This window comes from Marinobacterium nitratireducens (assembly GCF_014645375.1).
Lineage (GTDB): Bacteria > Pseudomonadota > Gammaproteobacteria > Pseudomonadales > Balneatricaceae > Marinobacterium_A > Marinobacterium_A nitratireducens.
In genome coordinates this window covers 125347-148397 of sequence record NZ_BMLT01000001.1, presented here as the reverse complement: position 1 = coordinate 148397, position 23051 = coordinate 125347, and the positions used below count along the sequence as shown (strand labels likewise).

At 63.7% G+C, this 23051-nt stretch carries 18 protein-coding genes; 14 read left to right on the top strand and 4 right to left on the bottom strand.

Annotated elements, in window-relative coordinates; translation table 11 throughout:
* Positions 1–106: 106 nt before the first annotated feature.
* On the top strand, positions 107–3034 hold the full coding sequence (locus IEX85_RS00630; RefSeq protein WP_188857331.1) for an HD domain-containing phosphohydrolase: 2928 nt from the start codon (positions 107–109) through the stop codon (positions 3032–3034).
* Between the two features lie 68 nt (positions 3035–3102).
* Positions 3103–6030, top strand: coding sequence for an HD domain-containing phosphohydrolase (locus IEX85_RS00625; RefSeq protein WP_188857330.1), 2928 nt, complete (start codon positions 3103–3105; stop codon positions 6028–6030).
* Between the two features lie 18 nt (positions 6031–6048).
* Here IEX85_RS00625 and IEX85_RS00620 read toward each other — a convergent pair whose 3' ends face one another.
* Positions 6049–6327, bottom strand: coding sequence for an acylphosphatase (locus IEX85_RS00620; protein WP_188857329.1), 279 nt, complete (start codon positions 6325–6327; stop codon positions 6049–6051).
* Positions 6320–7603, bottom strand: coding sequence for a YihY family inner membrane protein (locus IEX85_RS00615; protein ID WP_188857328.1), 1284 nt, complete (start codon positions 7601–7603; stop codon positions 6320–6322). Before IEX85_RS00615 ends, IEX85_RS00620 begins: the two co-directional genes overlap by 8 nt.
* A 143-nt stretch (positions 7604–7746) precedes the next feature.
* On the opposite strand from IEX85_RS00615, the gene arsC reads away from it, so the two are divergent.
* The 12 genes from arsC (at position 7747) to IEX85_RS00555 (ending at position 20041) form a co-directional block, all read left to right on the top strand.
* Positions 7747–8097: an arsenate reductase (glutaredoxin) gene (gene arsC, locus IEX85_RS00610; RefSeq protein WP_188857327.1), complete on the top strand. Its 351-nt coding sequence runs from the start codon at positions 7747–7749 to the stop codon at positions 8095–8097.
* A 1-nt stretch (position 8098) separates the two neighbouring features.
* Entirely contained in the window at positions 8099–8722 is a 624-nt protein-coding gene (gene wrbA, locus IEX85_RS00605) for an NAD(P)H:quinone oxidoreductase (protein WP_268238052.1), read from the top strand.
* Positions 8719–9108: a DUF2069 domain-containing protein gene (locus tag IEX85_RS00600; RefSeq protein ID WP_188857325.1), complete on the top strand. Its 390-nt coding sequence runs from the start codon at positions 8719–8721 to the stop codon at positions 9106–9108. Before wrbA ends, IEX85_RS00600 begins: the two co-directional genes overlap by 4 nt.
* Positions 9108–10754: a SufS family cysteine desulfurase gene (locus IEX85_RS00595; protein WP_188857323.1), complete on the top strand. Its 1647-nt coding sequence runs from the start codon at positions 9108–9110 to the stop codon at positions 10752–10754. Before IEX85_RS00600 ends, IEX85_RS00595 begins: the two co-directional genes overlap by 1 nt.
* Before the next feature lie 84 nt (positions 10755–10838).
* The gene (locus IEX85_RS00590) at positions 10839–11753 is read left to right on the top strand and encodes a LysR family transcriptional regulator (RefSeq protein ID WP_188857322.1); all 915 of its coding nucleotides are present in this window, start codon (positions 10839–10841) and stop codon (positions 11751–11753) included.
* Positions 11754–11916: 163 nt separating this feature from the next.
* The gene (locus IEX85_RS00585; RefSeq protein WP_188857320.1) at positions 11917–14523 is read left to right on the top strand and encodes an ABC transporter transmembrane domain-containing protein; all 2607 of its coding nucleotides are present in this window, start codon (positions 11917–11919) and stop codon (positions 14521–14523) included.
* An 83-nt stretch (positions 14524–14606) separates the two neighbouring features.
* Positions 14607–15149, top strand: coding sequence for a hypothetical protein (locus IEX85_RS00580; RefSeq protein ID WP_188857319.1), 543 nt, complete (start codon positions 14607–14609; stop codon positions 15147–15149).
* Between the two features lie 11 nt (positions 15150–15160).
* Positions 15161–15880, top strand: coding sequence for a response regulator (locus tag IEX85_RS00575; RefSeq protein WP_188857318.1), 720 nt, complete (start codon positions 15161–15163; stop codon positions 15878–15880).
* 220 nt (positions 15881–16100) lie between these two features.
* Positions 16101–18155, top strand: a complete 2055-nt coding sequence (locus IEX85_RS00570) for a hybrid sensor histidine kinase/response regulator (RefSeq protein WP_188857317.1) — start codon at positions 16101–16103, stop codon at positions 18153–18155.
* A gap of 155 nt (positions 18156–18310) precedes the next feature.
* Positions 18311–19258 carry a hypothetical protein gene (locus tag IEX85_RS00565; RefSeq protein ID WP_188857316.1) on the top strand — a complete coding sequence of 316 codons (948 nt, stop codon included), beginning with the start codon at positions 18311–18313 and terminating at the stop codon, positions 19256–19258.
* A gap of 57 nt (positions 19259–19315) precedes the next feature.
* Positions 19316–19459, top strand: a complete 144-nt coding sequence (locus IEX85_RS00560; protein WP_188857315.1) for a hypothetical protein — start codon at positions 19316–19318, stop codon at positions 19457–19459.
* Between the two features lie 354 nt (positions 19460–19813).
* A complete protein-coding gene (locus IEX85_RS00555) occupies positions 19814–20041 on the top strand; it encodes a hypothetical protein (protein ID WP_188857314.1) in 228 nt (75 codons plus the stop codon).
* 45 nt (positions 20042–20086) lie between these two features.
* Here IEX85_RS00555 and IEX85_RS00550 read toward each other — a convergent pair whose 3' ends face one another.
* Positions 20087–20848 (bottom strand): TSUP family transporter, encoded by a 762-nt coding sequence (locus IEX85_RS00550; RefSeq protein ID WP_188857312.1) that lies wholly within the window; start codon positions 20846–20848, stop codon positions 20087–20089.
* 48 nt (positions 20849–20896) lie between these two features.
* Positions 20897–22873 (bottom strand): DNA topoisomerase III, encoded by a 1977-nt coding sequence (locus IEX85_RS00545; RefSeq protein ID WP_188857310.1) that lies wholly within the window; start codon positions 22871–22873, stop codon positions 20897–20899.
* Between the last annotated feature and the right edge of the window lie 178 nt (positions 22874–23051).

The window sequence follows — 23051 nt, the reverse complement described above, 5'->3', positions numbered from 1 at the left end:
ATCCTACCGCAACTGCGAAAAAAATGCTGTCACCTCCCCCCCCTTGAAACGGCTGTTCGGCTATAGTTCCTGAACCGGCAATCATACCCACAGGAATCAACAGTCGATGATCGCCAGCCTCAATCACAGGCGTTACCCCCTTCATCTGCAGATTGCCACGGTCTTCGTCGCGCTGATCAGCGTTCTCGGCGGTCTGCTGAGCTGGTACAACTACCACAAAACCAGCGACATCATACTGGAAGCCTCCAGCCAGCTGTTCGACCAGTTCAACGCGCGCATAGAAGTCGATTTTATCCGCGCCTACGAGCCCATCGTCCAGACCATTCAGCTGCTGACGCTGGAAAAACAGCTGATCGAGAGCCGGGACCTCGACAGCCGGCTGCAGAAGGCGCCGCTTTTCGGCATGATTCTGAGGCAGAAGCCCCAGGTAACCGGGCTCGCCGTTGCCTACAACAATGGCGACTATTTCATCATGCGCCCCACCACCACCGAACATATGCGCGGCATTTTCAATGCCCCCGACAACGCCGTGGCCATGGCAGACAACATTCAGAGCGCAGCGGACGGCAGCCGCCGTATCGACCGTTTCTATTTCGACGAAAACTTTGCCCTGCTCGCCCGCACCGATGCCGGCCCGTCGGACTACGACCCGCGCCTTCGTCCCTGGTATCAGCAGGCGATGGCCAGCGACAGGCAGATCGGCACCCAGCCCTACTTCTATCGCTTCATTCAGCAGGTTGGCATCACCCTGGCCATTCGCACGCCGGACCAAAGCGCCATCATCGCCGCCGATGTCTCCCTGGATATACTGTCCGACTCCATATCCCAGGTCACCATCACACCCAGCAGCGAGGTGGTGCTGCTCGACAGTCAGCGCAATGCGGTCGCCTACCGCGACCCGTCAAAGCTGATTATTCGCGGTGACAACGACGCGGTGGAGCTTGCCGATCTCGACAGCCTCGGCTCCGATGTGCTTCGTGCCGCAGCCCCACAGGTCAGGGCCGACGATTCCACCTTTACGCTCGACTACAACGACGACCGCTGGTACGGCCGCGTCAATCTGCTCGGCGACGGCCAGATGGGCTTTCACCTGCTGACACTGGTGCCGGAAAGCGAACTGCTGGGCGCGGCGCTCGCCATGCGGCGGCAGTCTCTGATCATCACCGCCATTCTGCTGCTGTGCGCCATTCCGCTGACCTGGACGCTGGCGCAGAAGATCTCGCGACCCCTGCGTCAGCTGTCACGCGAAGCCACGGCGATCAGCCATTTCCAGCTCGACCAGCCGCTTGGACTGCGCTCGGTGATCAGCGAAATCGACGATCTCAGCAGCAGCATGGGCGTGATGAAGGACACCCTGAACCGCTTCCTCGGCCTGCTGCGGTCGATCACCGAGGAAACCAAGTTCGGCCCTCTGATCGAGCTGATCGGCGATGAAACCCGCGCCGCCAGCCAGGCGGACGGCAGCGCAATATTCCTGGTCGGCGAAGATGAGCAAACGCTGGAAGCGGCCAGTCTGCGCATGCCGGAGCAGGCCGTCGGCCAGGGCAGCCTGAGACATTGCAGCCTCAACGGCACATCGCAGCTGGCACGCTGCGTGCAGCAGCAGGAGACCCTGCTGGAAACCGTCAGCCGCGACACCCCCGAGCATCCGCTGTTCCCGCTGCTCAAGGCGCTGCAGCACGACAGCATCAACGTCGCCGCCATCCCGTTGCTCAATCGCAAACGCGAAGCGGTGGGCGTTCTCTGCCTGCTGTTCGAGGATCTTTCCGTGCGCGAGGACTCCAACCGACTGGCATTCATCGAAGCGCTGTCGGGTTTCGCATCCATCACCCTCGAAAGCCGCCAGCTGATCCGCATGGAAAAGGCCCTGCTCGAAGCCTTTATCGAGCTGATCGCCAGCGCGATCGACGCCAAGTCCCCCCATACCGGCGGCCATTGCCAGCGTGTTCCGACCCTTACCAAGATGCTGGCCCGCGCCGCCTGCGAGAGCGATGCGCCGGAGTTCCGGCAGTTTCGCCTCAACACCGAGCAGTGGGAAGAGCTGCACATCGCCAGCTGGCTGCATGACTGCGGCAAGGTGACCACCCCGGAATACGTGGTCGACAAGGCTACCAAGCTCGAAACCCTTTACGACCGTATCCACGAAATCCGCACCCGCTTCGAGGTACTCAAGCGCGATGCCGAGATCCGCTACTGGAAAGCGCGCTATGGCGGCGGTGACGACAGCACACTGCGCAGCGAACTCGAGCGTGAGCTGCAAACCCTCGACGACGACTTCGCCTTTATCGCCAACTGCAACCTCGGTGGCGAGTACATGGAGCCCGACGACCAGGCCCGTCTGCACCGTATCGCCGACCGTACCTGGCTGCGTACCCTGGACGACAGTCTCGGCATTTCCTGGGAAGAGCGCCAGCGCCGCGGCGCCGCACGGGAACCGCTGCCGGTGGAAGAAAAGCTGCTGGCCGACAAGCCGGTGCATATCGTCAAACGCGCCGAAGGCGACTGCTACGGGCCGGACAACCCCTGGGGCTTTCGCCTCGACACGCCGGAGCATCTCTACAACCGCGGTGAGCTGTACAACCTGCAGATTCCGGCCGGCACCCTCACCGCGGAAGAGCGCTACAAGATCAACGACCATATCGTGCAGACCATCATCATGCTCGAGAAGCTGCCTTACCCACGCCACCTGCGCCGGGTGCCGGAAATCGCCGGCGGCCACCACGAGCGCATGGACGGCAACGGCTACCCGAAACGGCTGCGCGGGGAAGAGATGTCTCAGGCGGCACGGATGATGGCCATAGCCGACGTCTTCGAGGCGCTGACCGCCGCGGACCGGCCGTACAAGGAAGCCAAGTCGCTGAGCCAGTCGCTGCGCATCATGGCCAGCATGCGCGACGGCGGCCATCTCGACCCCGACCTGCTGCGCCTTTTCCTGGAAAGCGGTGTCTATCTGCGCTATGCCGAGCGCTATCTCGATCCCAAGCAGATTGACGAGGTGCACATCGAGGATTATCTCGGGGCGGAGGTACACTGACAGCGCCCTCCCCGCCGCATGGCAGTTGCGTTATAGTGAGGGCTTCTCACACCTAGCGACCCAATCCGATGGCCCACCGCCGCCGTATCCCGCTGCACCTGCAGATAACCGCGCTGTTCGCACTGCTGATCATCGCCCTCGGCGCCACACTGAGCTGGTACAACTACCGCAAATCCAGTGCAATGGCGCTCAGCGCCTCGGAAAAGCTGTTCCAGCGTTACGGCAATGAAATCAGCCTCGATTTTCTGCGCACCTATCAGCCGATCGTGCAAACGGTCAACATGCTCACCCTCGACGCCGTCGCCAGCGCCTGGAGCCTCGACGAGCGACTGGCGCAGCTGCCGTTGCTGGCCAAGGCGCTGGAACTGCGGCCCCAGGTGATCGGACTGCACCTGGGCTACGAGAACGGCGATGTCTTCACCGTGCGCCCGCTGGACAGCCCGGACATGCGCCGCACCTTCAATGCGCCGGACGATGCCCGGCTGATGGCGGTCAACACCCAGCTCGACGACCTTGGCCGCCGGGCCGTCGAACGCTTTTTCTTCGACCGGCGACTGCAGCCGATCCGCCGGGAGAGCGCGGGTTTCAGCGACGAAGACCCGCGCGCCCAGCCCTGGTATCGCGGCGCTATCGCAAGCGACGGCCACCTCTCCACCGCCCCCTACTTCTTCGACCGCGTACGACGGGTCGGCATCACCCTGTCCAGCCGCACGCCGGACCGTACCGCCGTGGTGGCCGCCGACGTCGCACTCGACAGTCTGTCGCAAACCATTTCCAGCATCGATATCAGCCCCAACAGCGAAGTGGTGCTGCTGGATCAGCACTTCAATGCACTGGCATACCGGGATCCGGGCAAGCTGGTACTGCTGCACGACGACGAAGTCGTCGAGGTGGCGCGCCTCGATACCCTCGGCTCCCGGGTACTGGTCGCCGCCAGTCGCGAGGTCGAGGCCGGACGACGGGCCTTTGCACTGGAGGTCGACGGTCAGCGCTGGCGGGGCCAGCTTTACCGGCTCGCGCCCGCCAAGGGCATTACGCTTGAGCTGCTGACACTGACACCGGAACGCGAGCTGCTCGGCGAGGCGCTGCAGATGCGCAGCCAGTCCAGCCTCATCACCGCCGCAATCCTGATACTGGCGCTGCCGCTGTCATGGCTGCTGGCGCGGCAGATCTCGCGTCCCTTGCGGCAACTGGCCTCCGAGGCGCGACGCATCAGACGCTTTCGTTTCACCGAACCGCGCCCAATGCGCTCGAAGATTCGCGAAATCGACGATCTCGAGGCCAGCATGAGCCTGATGCGCGACACCCTCAAACGCTTTCTCGGTCTGCTGCAATCGATGTCGGAGGAAACCGAATTCAAGCCATTGATCGAACTGATCACCGACGAAACCATGAACGTCAGCCAGGCTGCCGGCGCCGCCATCTATCTGGTCAGCGAAGACGAGAAACAATTGCAGCCGGTAAGCCTCAAGGTCGCCGGCAACGCCGTCAGCCCGGCGCTGCTGGAGTCCTGCAACCTCGATTCCGGCAACCCGCTTGGCCGCTGCCTGCAGCAGCAGCAAAGCCTGCAGCAGGCGGTCGGTCCGGACGGGGCTCATCCGATGCGCGCGCTGCTCGACGCCCTCTCGCTGCCCTCGTTCAGCGTCATCTCACTGCCGCTGAAGAACCGCAAGGGCGAACCCGTCGGCGTACTCTGCCTGCTCTATGCCGATACCGACCGGAGGCCGGTGTCGGACCGCCTGGCCTTTATCGAAACGCTGTCCGGCTTCGCTTCCATCACCCTGGAAAGCCGGCAGCTGATTCGCATGGAAAAGGCCCTGCTCGAAGCCTTTATCGAACTGATCGCCGGCGCCATCGACGCCAAATCCCCGCACACCGCCGGTCACTGCCAGCGTGTACCGGAACTGACCCGGATGCTGGCACAGGCGGCCTGCGACAGCCAGGCGCCCCCGTTTCGCGATTTTCACCTTAGCCGCGAGGAATGGGAGGAACTTCACATCGCCAGCTGGCTGCACGATTGCGGCAAGGTCACGACCCCCGAGTACGTCGTCGACAAGGCAACCAAGCTGGAAACGCTGTACGACCGCATCCACGAAATCCGCACCCGTTTCGAGGTGCTCAAGCGCGACGCCGAAATCCGCTACCTGAGGGCGGTTATGGCCGGCGGCGAGGAAGCGGAACTACGCCAGGCACTGGAGCGGGAATGGCGCACTCTGGACGAAGAGTACGCTTTCGTCGCCCAGTGCAATCTCGGCAGCGAACGGATGGCCGAGGCGGACCAGGACCGCCTGCAGCGCATCGCCGGGCGCACCTGGATGCGAACCCTCGACGAGCGCCTCGGAGTTTCCTGGGAGGAGCGCCAGCGCCAGGCCGATAGGTCCGGGCGCCTGCCGGTGGAGGAAAAGCTGCTGGCCGACAAGCCGGTCCACATCATTCCCCGTGAAGAGGCGGACCGCATAGAACCCGACAATCCCTGGGGCTTTCGCCTTGACACACCCGAGCACCTTTACAACCGCGGGGAACTCTACAACCTGCAGATTCCGGCCGGCACCCTGACGCCCGAGGAGCGTTACAAGATCAACGACCATATCGTGCAGACCATCATCATGCTGGAGAAACTGCCGTACCCGCGCCACCTGCGCCGGGTGCCGGAAATCGCCGGGGGGCATCACGAACGCATGGACGGCCAGGGTTATCCCAAGCGGTTGCACGGCGAACAGATGTCGCTCAGTGCACGCATGATGGCGATCGCCGATGTGTTCGAGGCGCTGACCGCCAGCGACCGCCCATACAAGACCCCCAAACCCCTGAGCGAAGCGCTCGGTATCATGTTCGGCATGGGCCGACGCGGCCATCTCGATCCGCAGCTGCTGCGGCTTTTCGTCGAAAGCGGCGTCTGCCTGGACTATGCCCGCCGTTTCCTGGCGCCGTCCCAGGTCGACGCCTTCGACCTGGCGCAACTGTTGACGAGCGAAGCCGCGTCGGTTGACAGCTGACGACCACGAACGGCCACTTCAGTCACGGATCTCGAAACTCTCCAGGTCCGGATCCGGCCTGCGCGCCTGGGCCCGGACTTCGTCCACCCGCGCCTGCGGCGGTCCGCTGTGCAGCCAGTCATGCAGGCGCTCGACCGCCGCATCCTCGCCCTGCAGCCAGGCCGCGACGTTACCATCGGGCAGATTGCGCACCCAGCCGAGTACGCCCTCGACCCGCGCCTGATCGCAAGTGGACTGGCGAAACCAGACGCCCTGGACGCGTCCCGTAACCAAAACCTCGAAGGCCACCTCAGCCATCCTTTCCTCCTTCCCGCGACGCGGGTGACGGTTGCTGCCGAACGGGTGCCGCCGGGCCGTCGTCGGCATCCGCAAACAGCGACTCCAGCGGAACCTCGAGCTGTTTGCTGCGCTGATGGGACAGCGCCTGTAAACGCAGGTCGAGACGCCGCTGCCAGCTGCACAGCGACTCCTGAGCCGATGCCTCCGGCAGCGGCCAAGGCAAGGTGTTGCTCAGTTCGAGCAGGCTGAAGCGGGACAGATCCCGGCACAACAGGAATTCGCCCTGCTCGGTGCGCTGTATCACGCCGGCGTCACTGAGCAGCTGCTGGTAATCGTCCCAGCGCCCCTGATCGAGTCCGGCCACCTCCTGCAGCAGCACGCGGTCGGAGAGCGCCTGTCCCTGCTGTTGCGCCTTCCACAGCCGGTGCAGCACGGCCACCACCGTGGCCAGATGAGAACTCGAATGCTGCCGCCGTACCGGCTGAAACACCGTCAGTGCGCGCGTCAGTTCCGCTCCGAGCAGAATGATCACCCAGGAGATATAGATCCAGAGCAGGAACAGCGGTACCGCGGCGAAGGCGCCGTAGATCAGCTGATAGGACGACGACTGAGTGACGAACAGCGCGAAGCCCCGCTTGGCGGTTTCGAACAGCAGCGCCACCACCACGCCCCCGACCAGGGCGTTGCGCAGCGGCACGCGGCAGTTCGGCACCGCCGCGTACAGCAGCGTAAAGGCCGCGGCGGAGAGCAACGGCGGCAGCAGCGCCAGCAGCTGCGCACGGCCGACAAGGTCGGTGGCGCTGCTGATCAGTGGCAGCGAGACGATGTAGGAACTGACAGCGATCCCGAGGCCCATCAGCACGGGACCGAGGCTCAGCACCGCCCAGTACAGCAGAAAGCTCGACATCCCCTTGCGCGGTATCGAGACCCGCCAGATGCGATTGAACGCCGCCTCGATGTTTTTCATCATCATGATCGAGGTCACCGCCAGCAGGGCGACCCCCACCCCGGTCAGCTTGCGCGCCTGGCTGGTGAAGCTCTGCAGGTAGTCCTGGATCACTTCTCCGGTGGCCGGCACGAAGTTCTGGAACACCCAGCCCTGCAATTCCTCGCCCAGTCCCTGAAAAGCCGGCACCGCCGCCAGCATGGCGTAGGACACCGTCATCAGCGGCACCACCGCGAACAGCGTGGTGTAGGTCAACGCCGAGGCATTGAGGATGCCCTGGTTGGAGAAAAACTGCGCGAACAGATAACGCAGAAACCGCAGCGGAACGCTCTGCCACAAGGCGTCCATGGTGAAATCCTTTTGCTCGAGGGTTGCAGGTTACAGGTCGCCGGCCGGTCTGCTGCCAACGGGCCCGGGAGTCACAGACCCGTTGGGACTTGGCCGCGGCTTCCTTTACAATAGGCGCCGCCAACAGAATCAACGGAAGCGCCATGACTCAGGTTACCATTTATCATAACCCACGCTGCTCCAAGTCCCGAGAAACCCTGCAGCTGTTGCGCGACAACGGCATCGAGCCGCAGATCCGCGAATACCTCAAGGACGTCCCCAGCGCGGACGAACTCAGAGCGGTACTGGCGGCGCTAGGCATCGAAGCGCGCGCCCTGCTTCGCACCAAGGAAACGGAGTACCGGGAACTGGGCCTCGACGACGCCAGCCTGGATGACGACGCTGTTATCGCCGCCATGGTGCGGTGTCCGAAGCTGATCGAGCGCCCCATCGTCATTCGCGACGGCCGCGCCCGCATCGGCCGCCCGCCCGAGTCGGTAAAGGAGATTCTCTGAGGTGAGCCAGGCCACCACCGAGCGCCCCTACCTGCTGGTGCTTTACTACAGCCGCAACGGCGCGACCCGCGCCATGGCGCAGCAAATCGCCCGAGGTGCGGAGCAGGCCGGCATCGAGGCGCGCCTGCGCACGGTGCCGCCGGTCTCCACCGTCTGCGAAGCCACCTCCGACAGCATTCCCGCCGAAGGCGACCTTTACTGCAGCGAGGACGATCTCGCGCAGTGCGCCGGTCTGGCGCTGGGTAGCCCGACGCGGTTCGGCAACATGGCCGCGCCGCTGAAGTATTTTCTCGACGGCACCAGCTCGATATGGCTGTCGGGGGCACTGATCGGCAAACCGGCCGCCGTGTTCAGCGCCTCATCGAGCCTGCATGGCGGCCAGGAGAGCACGCTGCTGACGATGATGCTGCCGTTGCTGCACCACGGTATGCTGATCACCGGCCTGCCCTACAGCGAGCAGGATCTCATGACCACCGAAAGCGGCGGCACCCCCTACGGCCCGACCCACGTTGCCGGCCATAGCCGGAGCCGCAAGCTGGACGAAACCGAAACCAAACTCTGTCAGGCCCAGGGTCGCCGTCTCGGCGAGCTGGCGCTGAAGCTTTTGCCCGGGAGTGCCCGATGACCACCGATATTCGCAAGCTGCAAAGCCGTGTGCGGCTCGCCCGTCTGCTCACGCTCGCCAGCTTCGGTGCCCTTCTGGCACTGCTGACCCTCTGGTTCATGGTGCTGCGACCGGCACCGGGCGACCATCCCTGGGTGGTCTGGCTCTGGCATCTGCTACCGCTGCTGGCCTTCGCGCCATCGATCATCCGCGGCCGCCCCCGGGCCCACGCCTGGCTGTGCTTTTTCCTGCTGATCCTGTTCATCGAGGCGATCCTGGCCGCGACCAATCCGGCCACCTTCGGGCTCGGCCTTGCATATAGCCTGCTGGTCGGCGTGCTGTTCGTCGCCGCCATGTATTACGCCCGCTGGAAAGGTCAGTTGCTGCGCAGCGAGAACGCCGGCTGATGTTCGATCCCCGCGCCGTGCGGCGAGACTTCCCGATACTCGACAGCCGCGTCAACGGGCAGCCACTGGTCTACTTCGACAACGCCGCCACCACCCAGAAGCCGGAAGCGGTGATCCGGGCGGTGGCGGACTACTACCGCCACGGCAACGCCAACGTGCACCGCGCCGCCCATGCGCTGAGCAGCCTCGCCACCGCCGCCTTCGAGCAGGCACGGGAAAGCGTCGCGGCCTTTCTCGGCGCCGCCAGTGCGCGGGAAATCGTCTGGACCCGCGGCGCCACCGAAGCGATCAACCTGGTGGCGCAGAGCTGGGGACGCGCCAACTTGGCGTCGGGCGATCTGATCCTGGTCAGCACCCTGGAGCACCACGCCAATATCGTGCCCTGGCAGATGCTCGCGCAACAAAGCGGCGCCCGCATCGAGCCGATTCCGTTGCTGGATGACGGCACCCTCGACGAGGACGCCTACCGCTCCCTGCTGCGCCGGTCACCCAAGCTGGTCGCCATCGGCCACGCCTCCAATGCCCTCGGCACCATCAATCCGGTGGTGCGGATGACACGGGAAGCCCAGGACGCCGGCGCTCTGGTGCTGGTCGACGGCGCCCAGTCGGCGCCGCACCGGGCCATTGACGTGCAGGCACTGGGCTGTGACTTCTTCGTGTTCTCCGGGCACAAGCTGTTCGGCCCCACCGGCATCGGTGCGCTCTGGGCCCGCGAGGCGCTGCTGGAAACCATGCCGCCCTGGCAGGGAGGTGGCGAGATGATCGAGCACGTCAGCTTCGACGGCACGCGCTACGGCGGCCTGCCGTTTCGGTTCGAAGCCGGCACCCCCAACATCGCCGGTGCCATAGGGCTTGCAGCCGCCATCCGCTATCTCGGACAGTTCGACCGCGCCGAGCTCGAGGCGCATGAACTGCGCCTGCTCGGGTACGCGCTTGAGCTGTGCCGCGAGATACCCGGGTTCCGGGCGGTCGGAGCGCCTCCCGAACGCGTCAGCCTGATGTCGTTCCAGGTCGACGGCCTGCACCAGCAGGACCTTGGCCTGCTACTGGACCAGTACGGCATCGCGGTCCGGGCCGGGCACCACTGCGCCATGCCGCTGATGCAGCGTCTCGGCCTGCCCGGCACGCTGCGCGCCTCTTTTGCCTTTTACAACAGCCTCGAGGAAGTCGAGTTCTTTGCCCGGACTCTGGCGCGAATCGTCGCCGAGCAGCGGCGAGAGGCGACCGTTACGGCGCCCGCCGCCGCCGACCCGCTGGCGCAGCTCGAACAGTGTCGTGGCTGGCAGGAGCGCTACCGCCAGATCATGCTGCTGGGCAAGCAGCTGAAACCGATGCCGGAGGCGATGCGGCGCGACGAAAATCGCCTGCACGGCTGCGAGAGCCGGGTCTGGTTCTGCGCCCAGGTCGGGCCCGACGGCCGCTTCCAACTGAACCTGGACGCCGATTCCCGGGTCATCCGCGGACTTATCGCACTGGTGCTCGGCGCCTTTGACGGCAAGACCGCGCAGGAAATTCTCGACAGCGACCTCGAGGCCAGTTTCCAGCGGCTGGATCTGATGCGCCACCTCGGGCCTTCCCGCGGCAACGGCCTGCGCGCCATCGTCGACGCAGTCAGGGAAGCGGCACGACACCAGAAGGCGCTGTAGTTTGTTGCGATATTAGCGCCGGGTACTTCCGAATTGTTCCGCCGAGCGCAATAATAGGCTTTTCGCCGCCATCGAAGCCGCCGCATGAACCTCGACGATCTTCGCTACTTCGTGCGCGTGGTCGAAGCCAACAGCTTCACCGCCGCCGCCGAACGTCTCGGCACCCAGAAGTCGACGCTGAGCCGCCGAATTTCCCAGCTCGAAGACGCGCTGGGAATCCGGCTGCTGCAACGGACGACGCGCAAGCTGCACCTGACCCCGGACGGCGAAGAACTCTACGAGCGCTGCCGACCGCTGATCGAAGATCTCGAAGATGCGCGCCACAATCTCAGCGCCGCGCAACCCGAACCCCAAGGCAGACTGCGCATAACCCTCCCGCCGGAACTGGCGCTGGCGCTGCTCGACGACGTCATGGCCAGCTTTCTCGAACAGTATCCGAGGATCCAGCTCGAGGTCGAACTCACGTCCCGCGTCATCGACCTGGTCGAGGATGGCATCGACCTGGCCATCCGTGTCGGTCCGCTGGAAGACTCGAGCCTTATCGCCCGTCCTGTCGCCAGCGTCGTACGCGGCCTCTACGCCTCGCCGGCCTATCTCGCCGCATCGGCACCGCTGATGACGCCCGCAGACCTGCCGAATCACCGTTTTCTTGGCCTCCTGCTGCGCAACGACCCCCTCAGATTCGAGGGCTGGGACGGCAGCGACGCGATGATGGCCGGGACGCCCCTGCGCACCAACAGCCTTACCTTCATGCGCTACATGGCCTCCCGCGGTTTCGGCATCGCCCGCCTGCCGCGCTTCTATGCCCAGCCGCTGGTCGACTCGGGCAAGCTGCAGGCAGTACTCACCGGCTACCCTGTTCCCAGCATCCGCATCAACGCACTGTATCCGAGCCGTCGCCACCTGAGTCTGCGCACCCGCCTGTTTCTCGATCATCTGTTCGCCGCGTTGCAGAGACACCCCTGGACCGACAGCGGTCTGATCAGCCTGCCGGGCTGATCCGCCGACCCGGGCCTTGCCGTACACCGGCAGAGTGATGACCCTGTCTCCATCTGCGGCGTAAGCGTCTACACTGTTATCACGCTTATGTTGCAAAGCAACATGAGCCCCTGAAATCTGAGTCTGCCTACACCGTAGCGATCACCGAACCGGAGTTCGGCGCATGGAACGTTCAATCATTCGCTTCATCCTCCGCTACAGCCTGCCGCAGCAGGTCAAGCTGCTGATACTGACGTTCTGCTCCTTTCCGATTCTCTACGCCTCCCTCGAACTGCCCAAGATCATCATCAACGATGCCATCGGTGATTCCAGCAGCCTCAAGATGCTGTTCGGTCTGCCCCTGGAACCCATCCCCTACCTGCTCGGCCTGTGCGGCGTGCTGCTGTCACTGATCGTGGTCAACGGCCTGTTCAAGATGCGCATCAACACCTTCAAGGGTATCGTCGGCGAGCGCCTGGTGCGACGGCTGCGCTACCAGCTGATCGAACGCATCCTGCGCTTCCAGCCGCGCCGCTTTCAGATGATCAGCCAGGGCGAGCTGATCTCCACGGTGACGGCGGAAACCGAGCCGCTGGCCGGCTACATCGGCGACAGCATCGCACTGCCGGCCTTTCAGGGCGGCACCATGCTGACCATTCTGCTGTTCATGTTCATGCAGGACCCGATTCTCGGGCTCGCCTCCGTCATCCTGATACCGGTGCAAATCGCCGTCATTCCGCGGCTGCAGCGCAAGATCAACCTGCTGAAAAAGGAACGGGTACGCGCTGTTCGCCACCTCTCCGAGCGTATCGGCGAGAACGTCGACGGCGCGCTGGAAATACGGCTGCACGGCACACGCGCCTACCACCTGGCGGAGTTTTCCAAGATTCTCGGCGACCTGTTCCGCATCCGCCTCGATATCTACAAGAAAAAATTCTTCATGAAGTTCCTCAACAACTTCATCAATCAACTGACCCCGCTGATGTTCTACTCCATCGGCGGCATACTGGCGATTCAGGGCAACCTGACCGTAGGCGCGCTGGTTGCCGCCATTGCCGCGCACAAGGACCTGACCGCGCCCTGGAAGGAACTGCTGGACTACTATCAGCAGTACCAGGACTCCCTGATCAAGTACGAACAGATCCTCGAACAGTTCCACAGCGAGGACCTGATGCCGGATGTTCCCACCAGGGACGACAGCCCGAAGCACCTCGACAACCGCCTGCAGCTCGACAACCTGGTGATCTGCGACGACGCCGGCAACCGCCTGATTCGCGCCGTCAGCCTGACGTTGCCGGAGGGCTCGGCAACGGCGATTCGCGACGATGACCCGGCGCGGCTGCGCGCCCTCGCCCGTACCCTGATCCGCATGCACGAGCCGGAAAGCGGCGGCATCTGCATCGGCGACGTGGCGCTGGAAGAGGTACCGAGCGAGCTGCTGGCACGCGAGCTGACCTACGTCGGCCCCGACGCTTTCCTATTCTCCGGCAACATGCTGCAGAACATCAATTACAGCATGCGCCTGAAACCGCCTCAGGAAACCGAGAGCCAGCGCGATGCCAGGCGTCGCTGGGAGGTCCGCGAGGCGCTCGCCTCCGGCAACAGCACCGACCGTTTCGACGGAATCTGGACCGATTTTGCGCTGGCACACGCGGAAAACTGGCAGGATATGCGCCACTGGCTGTACGAAGGCCTGAGGGTGGTCGGCGCCGACCAGCTCATCTACAGCGTCGGGCTCGAGGTTCATTACGATCCCGAAACCCGTCCCCGCGAATTGTCGGACGGTCTGCTCAGGGTGCGGCAGTCGCTGAAAAAACAGCTGACGGCGGAAGGCCTGGACAAGCTGATCGAGCCTTTCGACCCCTGCCGCTACAACAGCGGTCTGTCGGTGGCGCAGAACCTGGGCTTTGGCTTTCCGCGACCGCCCATCGACTCGGTGTCGGCCATGGCGAACCATCCATTGATGGCCGAGCTGCTCGATCAGTTCAACCTCACCGAAGCCGCGTACCGCTGCGGCGAGCGCCTGGCCCGTCGGCTCAGCGGCCTGCTGCTTTCTGCCGGACCGCTGGCGCCTTTGCCGGACGACTTCATCGAGTTCGACAATCGCGCCTTCCGCCACCGGATCCTCGAGCGGCGGCGCTACAAGCTGCGGGACGACGAAGAGGGTCGCACCCTGCTGCGCGAGCTGTTCCTGCGCACCGTCCCCCTGCGCCACGGCAACGACCTGCTGGACGACGATGTCATCGACCGGCTGATGACGGCACGCGCCGTTGTCCTGTCACGCACCGACTGCCCGCTCTGCTCGAGCTTCGAGCACCTCGACGAGCAACGCATCAGCTCCGGCCTCAGCGTTCGCGAAAATGTGCTTTACGGTACCCTGGTCGGCACCGACAGGACCGAGCTTGCCCGCCTGCAGCAGCTGATCGACGATACCATGCGTCAGGAAGACGCCGATTCCATGGTCATGGTGCTGGCCTGTTTCACTCAGGTGGGTATCCGCGGCGCAGGTCTTGCCCCGATCGCCAAGCAGCGCATTCAGCTGCTGCGCGCCATCGTCAAGCACCCGCGCCTCCTGATCATGCACGAGGCGCTCACGGCGATGAGCCTCGACGAGAGAGCCGCGGTGGTGAGGCGCATCCGCGAACGGCTGCCCGATATGCTGCTGCTCTACCTCGACAAGGAGATACCGCCGGGCGACGTATTCGACAACCGTTACGAGATCTGCGATGGCAAACTGCAACCCCTGGACGCCAACGGCCTGCAGCAAAGCCTGGCCAGCAGTCATCTCTGAAGGCCGTCGGTGCCACTATAATGACTGAGCACACCCCGCCCCAGAGGGCCGGTGGGGCTGTTGCAGACCAAGCAGGAGGAAACATGAAGTCTTGCCGTAACTTGCTGATGGCGTTGCTCGTGCTGCTGGCCATGCCCGTCAACGCGGCCGGACTGGAGATCGAAGACTTCTACGGCCATTATGCGGGCGTTGCCGATCAGAACCTCGATGGCGAGGCGGAAAAACGGCGCCTCACCGTCACCATCGAGCCGCAGGACGACAATTTTCTGGTCGACTGGAGCACCCGCGTACGCCGTGAGGACCAGTCGCTCAAGGACCAGCACTACCGGGTATTGTTCCAGTCCACGAGGCGCGGCAACGTCTACGCATCCGCAATGCGGATCAATGTGTTCGGCAAACAGATTCCGCTGGACCCCCTCGCCGGCGACCCCTTCGTCTGGGCTCGCATCCATGGCAAAACGCTGACCGTCTACGCTCTGATGATCACCGACGAAGGCTCCTACGATATGCAGGTCTATGACCGCGAGCTGCGTGACGACGGCGACCTCAACCTGGCCTTCACTCGCTTTCTGGACGGCAGCATGAACCGCAAGATCACCGCCCGCCTGCGCCGCATATCGGATTGATGGGGCCCGATATGACAACCGCGCCCGACCCGCTGATACTGGCCATCGATGACGATGCCGCACTGCGTGAAATGATCGACGAGTATCTCGGCCATCAGGGTTTTCGGGTACTCCAGGCCGCCAACGCAGGCGAGGCGCGCGAGCTTCTGCAGCAGCACACTCCGGGGGTGGTACTGCTCGATATCGGTATGCCCGGAGAAGACGGCCTGTCGCTGGCGCGCTATATCCGCGAGCATCTTGACATCGGCATCATCATCGTTTCAGCCTCGGGGGAAGCGGTCGATCGCATCATCGGGCTCGAGATAGGCGCCGACGACTACGTCGCCAAGCCCTTCGACCTGCGTGAACTGCTGGCGCGCATTCGTAGCGTGATCCGCCGCTACGACCACCCGATCGCGGTGTCGGCAGCCCCGGATACGCCCGCAATGGTCTCGATCGGCCGCTGCCGGCTGCAACTGCAGTCACAGCAACTGTTCGACCGCGACGGTCAGGAGCTGCCGATCACCCAGATGGAGTTCGATCTGCTGCGGGTGATGATCGAGCGGCCCAACCGGGTGCTGAGCCGTGACCAGATCCTCAATCTTACCCAGAACCGGGACTGGGACCCCAACGATCGCAGCGTCGATATCCGGATCGCGCGGCTGCGCCGCAAGATCGAGGTGGACCCGGAACACCCCCGTAGCATCCGCACCGTGCGCGGCGGCGGTTACATGTACGTGCCGGAGAGCTAGCGGCCTGCCGGACCTGACACCGATCGACTTGCCATCGGACAGGACCGGCACCGGACGGCGGCGGAAAAGTCCGTCAGACCCCGGTCGCTGACGAGGGCCTCTTTGTTTCAGTTCTGTATCAATTGTTGCGATCGGTTTCAGCGCCCGATGCCCCCGGCCCGGGCTGTTACACTGAAATGACTGACGCTTGAGGCAGCCTTGGCTCCCGGGGTAATACGCTATGGACGACCAACGCGAACAACGCCTTCGCCGCGCGCTGGCCCATACGGCCGATGCCGTAACCTCCCCGGCCGACGCCTGCATCTTCCGCTCCCTGGTGCAGCAACTGACCCGGGCGCTTGGGGTCGACTACGCCCTGATCGGCATGCTGCTGCCGGCCAATCCCGGTCGCGTCCAGCTGATCGCCGGCTACGGTCGCGGCAAATTTATCGAGCCCTTCCAGTACGACCTCGCCGGCACGCCCTGCGAGCAGGTGGTCGGACAGCATTACCGCTTCTTTGCTTGCCACGTTCGCGAAATGTTTGCCGATCCGGTGCTCAGGTCCCTCGACATCGAAAGCTATGCCGCGATACCGCTGTTCGACTCCGGCGGCCAGACCCTTGGCCTGCTGGTCATGATGCACGGTGAGCCGCTCGAGGATGACGGCAGTCTGGAGTCGGTGATGCGCATCTTCTCCACCCGCGCGGCGCTCGAACTGGAACGGCGCCGTTACGAGAACGCCCACCGCCGCTCAGAGGCGCGCTATCGAACCATTTTCGAGGCATCGATGGACGCCATCATCAGCATGGACGCCAGCGGCCGGATCCTCGACCTGAACCAGGCCGCCGAGGCCTGCTTCGGCCACAAGCGCGATGAAGTGGTCGGGCGTATGCTATCCGAGGTGCTGATTCCGGCGCGCTATCGCGAGGCACACCATCATGGCCTTTCCAACTTCATCCGCACCGGACGCGGCGACTACGTCGGTCGACGTGTCGAGGTCAGTGCGATGAACGCCAGCGGCGAAGAAATCCCGGTCGAACTGACCATTGAAGTGGCGCAGGACCCCGACGGCAGCGATATCTTCATCGGCTATATGCGGGATATTCGCGACCGGCAGCAGGCCGCCGCAACGGAAAAGCGACTGCAGTCTCAGCTGCGTCAGGCGCAGAAGATGCAGGCCATTGGCCAGCTCACCGGCGGCATCGCCCACGACTTCAATAACATCCTTACGACGGTGCTGGGCTATATCCTGATGGCGCAGGAGCAGGCAAACCGGCATCAAGATCCCACACTGGACAAGTATCTCGACCGGATCCAGGCCGCCAGCCAGCGCGCCAGCCACCAGATCCAGCAAATGCTCACCTTCAGTCGCGGCCAGCAGGGCCAGCGCAGGCCGCTGCAACTATCGGACCCTGTATACGACGCCCTGCGCATGCTCGAAGCGGTCATGCCCGGCGGCATCGACCTGAGCGAGGAACTGGGCTCGAGGCTGCCGGCGGTGCTGGCGGATCCCACCCAGGTCGAGCAGATCCTGATGAACCTCTGTCTCAACGCCCGCGACGCCATGAACGGAAGCGGAGAAATTCATGTCTCGTTGCGTGAAGTCCACCTCGAGGACCAGATTTGCTCATCCTGTCATCGCTGCCTCGGTGGCGATTACGTCGAACTGCAGGTCGCCGACACCGGTCCCGGAATCAGCGACGAAGACCAGGAACGGGTTTTCGAACCCTTTTTCTCGACCAAGCCCACGGGTCAGGGCAGCGGCATGGGCCTGGCCATGATCCATGGCATCGTGCACGAGCATCATGGACACATACTGCTCGACAGCACACCGCAAACCGGCGCGCGATTTCGCATTCTGTTTCCGCCCAGCGGGCATCGGCTGCCCGACAGCACCCGTCCGGCCGCCAGCAACGAAGGTCAGCTGCACGGGCAGATATTGCTGGTTGACGACGAGGCAACAGTCGCGGAATTCATGGCGGACCTCCTCAGCAGCTGGGGACTCAAGGTCGATATTCGCTACAGCGCTCAGGAAGCGCTAACCGCGATGACCGCCAGCCCCGATGCCTTCGATGCGGTGATTACCGACCAGACCATGCCCGGAATGAGCGGGCTGGAGCTTGCCGCCGACCTGATGGCGCTGCGCCCTTCACTGCCGGTGATCCTCTACACCGGCTTCGCCGAAGGCGTCGACGAGGCGCGCTGGCGACAGTGCGGCATCCAGGCCTTTTTCCGCAAACCCGTCGACAGCGACCGGCTGCGCCATACCCTTGGCGAAATCCTCGCCGCAAGCTGAAACAGCCTGCCGCGAACGGATACAAAACCGCAACAAATCCCAACCTTGATGACATAGTGGCGATACAGCCGGAGCCTAATCTGGACCTGTCAGCGCAGAACACCACCTGAGTTCTGCCAGACGCCGGTAACACAACAATATAAAGAGGTTCCGTCATGTACGCCTATACCGAACGCTTCGCCCGCTGTATCGACGCTTCGAAACGGGTCCGCTGGGAGATCGAACGCGATGTTATCCGGGGCCGGCGCCTCGATAACCGGATGAAGTTCCTGCCGGACGGACTGTCCTGCGTCCAGGAGGCCGGGTTTCTCAATGCCGACGACAAGCGCTTTCTCAGCCAGGTGCAGGGGCGTACCTACGCCAACGTCTTCGGCCTTGCCGAGCGGTTCATCTGCGCCAAGGTGATCGAGCTCAGCCGCGACTACCTGTTCGACAACCAGGTCGCACTGGAAGGCCTGATCCGCTTCAGCGACGAGGAACTCAAGCACCAGGAACTGTTCCGCCGCGTCGAGCAGATGGCGGCTTCGGTCATGCCGGAGGGCTACCACTTCGCCGCCGACCCCAACGACGTGGCACAGGTTGTGCTCGGCAAAGGCACCTGGGCGGTGCTGGCGCTGACCTGTCATATCGAGCTTTTTACCCAGATGCACTATCGCCAGAGCATCGCGCCCGATCTGGGTCTGTCGCCGCTGTTCAAGGATCTGTTTCTGTATCACTGGAAGGAAGAGTGCCAGCACGCGGTGATGGACGAGCTCGAATGGCGCCGCGAGGACGCCCGGCTGGACGGCACCGGGCGTGAGCGGGGTGTCGACGAGCTGATCGAACTGGTGGCCGCCCTGGACGCCATCGTGTGTGCCCAGGCCGAAGCCGATACCGACTACTTCTGCCGGCATTGCCAGCACCAATGCGACAGCGAACAGCGCGCGTGCATTGCCGCCACCCTGAAAAAGGCCTATCGCTGGCAGTTCATCGTCTCGGGCGTTCAGCACCCGCACTTCGCGCGGGTACTGGAGGAACTGACTACGCAGGCGCAGCGCGAGCGCATCAACACGGCTCTGGCGCCGATCATGGCCGCCTTCGAGCCGGCGCCGGTTGCCGCCTGAGTCAAGACCCTTGCCCGGTCCGGCGCCTGGAGCCGGCCGGGCCAACGGAGCAGAACAATGCGCTTGCTGAAAAAGTTGAAGGCCCTGACAGTCCGCACTCCCCGCCCGGCAACCGCCCGGCGCCCGGAAGCCCCGAGCGGCAACGGCCTGGATGTCCGGATGCAACAGGAACTGCGGCTATGGCGGGAACTGGCCGCCTGAGCCTCTGGTTCGGTACCGGTGCCAGGGAGGGCGCCTGCAGGGCGTACGGGAAGACCTTTTAGATGAACTGTATTCTATTTTTGGAACAGGCCGCAGAACAGAAAGGTGGCGCATAGTTTCCATAAACTATGGCTTATGTCGTCAAAATTCCTGCTTTATCGCTAATACCAATGCCTTTCGCTTACCGATAACGAGCCACTCTCCGACCGATGACTTGGTTATTTTTTCTCATCTTTTTGAAGAAAAAGGATCATTTGCTGCACCTGCGTGATACCGCTAACCTGACAGCATCTGAAACCGCAAGCGCGGCACAAACTGCTGAATCGGCAGGCCGGTCCGCGAGGAGACAACGCCATGAACCACAGCTTCGCCTATTACAGCGCCCACATGCAGTCGCCGATCAGCGCACCCAACAGCCGTCGCGAAACCGAGATCGAGTACATCTTCCGCGTCGCACGCGAGAAAGCCGATGCAGAAAAGGCCGAACGCCGCCGTGTCAGACAGGCTCAGTTCAAAGAAATACTGGCCCGCATCCTCAAATTCAAGCGCACCCCGAGCCTGCAGTCCCTTCTCGGGCAGTGACGGTCAGGATTGTCCGGCGGGTCGGTAGCGTCCCGCCAGCTCCCCTTATCCGAGTCGCTGCCAGAGATAGCTGACCGCCATCAGCAGGCACATCAGCACCACCAGCGGTCTGATGATTCTGGCGCCATGGCGTACCACGGTATGGCTGCCGATCAGCGCGCCCGCTATCTGACCCAGAATCATCACCGCGCCGAAACTCCACACCACCTTGCCCCCGGCCACGAACACCAGCAACGATGCGATGTTAGAGGCAAAGTTGAGCACCTTGGCCATCGCCGTGGCGCCGATCAGGTTGCGGCCCCGGAAGTACACCTTGCTGAAGGCGAAAAAGGACCCGGTTCCCGGACCCAGAAAACCGTCGTAGAAGCCTATCAGCGGCACCACCCTGATAGCGTATTGCCTGCGGCTCAGTCGTGGTCTGGTCTCCTCCCGGCCAGCGCCCGGTACGAACAGGAAATAACCCGATATCAGCACCAGCACCAGCGGAATCAGCACCTCGAGAAGACCGGGATCGGTGAACTGCACCAGCAGCGTGCCCAGCGACGCGCCGACCAGGCTGGCCACGAACAGGCCGCGGACCTCCTCCGGGCGCACCAGGCGTCGGCGCAGCATGCTCAGCGCCGCGGTCAGGGTGCCAAAGCTGCCCTGCAGCTTGTTGGTGGCCAGCGCGGCGACCGGGGGCATCTGCGTCAGCAGCAGTACCGGCAGCGTAAGCAGCCCGCCGCCGCCGGCAACGGTATCGATAAAGCCCGCCACCAGCGCGACGGTGAAAAGCAGCGACAGTATTTCGGGGGACAGCGGATCCATCTGCAGGGTATCTCCGCAAAGCTGATTGGCATTGTGCCGCCGCGCCGCTTATCCGGCTTGGGTATCGGCCCCGGCGGCTGACGTGCGGCGCGGGCGCCGTTTCGCCCCTTTGCCTGCGCTCGAACCGCGGCGCCGGCGCCGCCGGGACGACGGCGCCGCCGCAACCCCGGCCAGCGAGTGCGGCAGACTGCTGCGCGCCCCCTCGACCAGCGCCTGCAACGCCGTGAGCAATTGTGTCATGAAATCGCCGTAGCCGGCCTCGCGCTGACAAATGGCCTCGAGCCGCGACTCCCAGGTGGCGGTCATGTCGGGCAGCGTAGCCGCTTGCGGCAGGCTGTCGATCAAGCCGCGGCCCGCCGCGCTCGAGCGAATGCTCTTGCCCTGGCGTTCGAGGAAGCCGCGGCGAAACAGCAACTCGATGATGCCGGCCCGGGTAGCCTCGGTGCCGAGGCCATCGGTATCCTTGAGAATACGACGCACCTCAGCATCCTCGACAAAGCGCGCAATGCCCGTCATCGCCGCCAGCAGCGTGGCGTCGGTAAAGGGCTTGGGCGGCTGGGTCATCTTTTCCACCAGCTCGCCGCGCTCGCATTGCAGCACCTGGCCGACACTGAGGGCCGGCAACAGCTGCTGCGCGTCCTCGGCATCGTCCTTGAGCGCCTTCTGACCGTACAGCGCTTTCCAGCCCGGCTCGATCAGCTGCCGCGCCCGTGCCACGAAGCGTCCACCGGCGATCTCCACTTCGACGCGGGTTTCGTAGTACTCGTGGTCCGGCATGAACTGAACCAGATACTGACGTGCGATCAGTTCGTAGAGCTGGCGTTCAGATTGCGACAGCCGGGCGATATCGAACTTTTTCTCGGTAGGGACAATGGCATGATGGGCATCGACCTTGCTGTCGTTCCAGGCTTTGCTGCGCCGCCCGGGATCCGCCACTTTCAGCGCTTCGACGAAGGCTTCGGTACTGGCACCGATCGCCTGCAGAACCCGGGGAGCCCGGGCGTGATGCTCCACCGGCAAATGACGGCTATCGGAACGCGGATAGGTGATCAGCTTGTGCTTTTCATACAGGCTCTGGGCGGCATCGAGCGTCGCCTGCGCGCTGAGCCCGTAGCGTTTGGCGGCGTCGATCTGCAGGTTCGAGAGATTGTACGGCAACGGCGGTGCCTGACGTTTGCGCTTCCTGTCCACCACCAGAACCGTTGCCGGCTGACCATCGATGCGTGATACCACGTTTTCCGCCAGCCTGCGCGACAACACCCGGCCATCCTCGTCCTGGAAAGGCCGGCAAGCCTCGCTCGGCTGCCATTTGGCGTGAAACCGCTCGCCGTCTTCGGTCAGCAGGTGCGCCAGCACTTCATAGAAAGGTTTTGGCACGAAGTCCTCGATCGCGCGATCACGACGCACCACAAGCCCGAGCACCGGAGTCTGCACCCGACCGACCGACAGCACGCCGTCGTAGCCGACCTTGCGCCCCTGAATGGTATAGGCCCGGGTGAGATTGATGCCATACAACCAGTCGGCACGCGAACGGGCCAGCGCGGAGGTTGCCAATGGCACGAATTCACGGTTCGGACGCAGTCGCTCCAGCGCCCGGCGTACCGCCGGCGGGTTGAGATCGCTGATCAGGCAGCGTTGCACGGCATCACGCTTTGCGCCCTTGACCCCGAGGTAGTCGATCACCTCGTCGACCAGCAGCTGGCCCTCGCGGTCCGGGTCGCCGGCGTGCACCAGCTGGTCGGCCTCCCGGACCAGCTTGCGCAGCACCGTCAGTTGCTTGCGCGTTTTCGGCTTGGGCACCAGTTGCCACTGCTGCGGCAGGATCGGCAGGTGCTCCAGTCGCCACTGCTTGTAGGCGGGGTCGTAGGCGTCCGGTTCGGCCTGCTCCAGCAGGTGGCCGATGCACCAGCTGACAGTGTCGCCGTTGGCGGCGCGGATAAAGCCTTCGCCTTTCTGATGGGGTCTGGGCAGCACATCGGCAATGGCGCGCCCCAGGCTCGGTTTCTCGGCGATGAATAAGCGCATAGATGACCGTTGCAAGTCGACAGTTAACAGTTGCCAGCCGGTACCAGGCTGAGACCGGACTTCGGCAACAGAAAACCATTTACTGGATAAATGAACAGTAACTTTAGCGATATATAACGCCGCAGGCCAGTCCCAAAACGAGGACTTGGCGCAATTCAAGCGCAGCTGAGACGCAAGT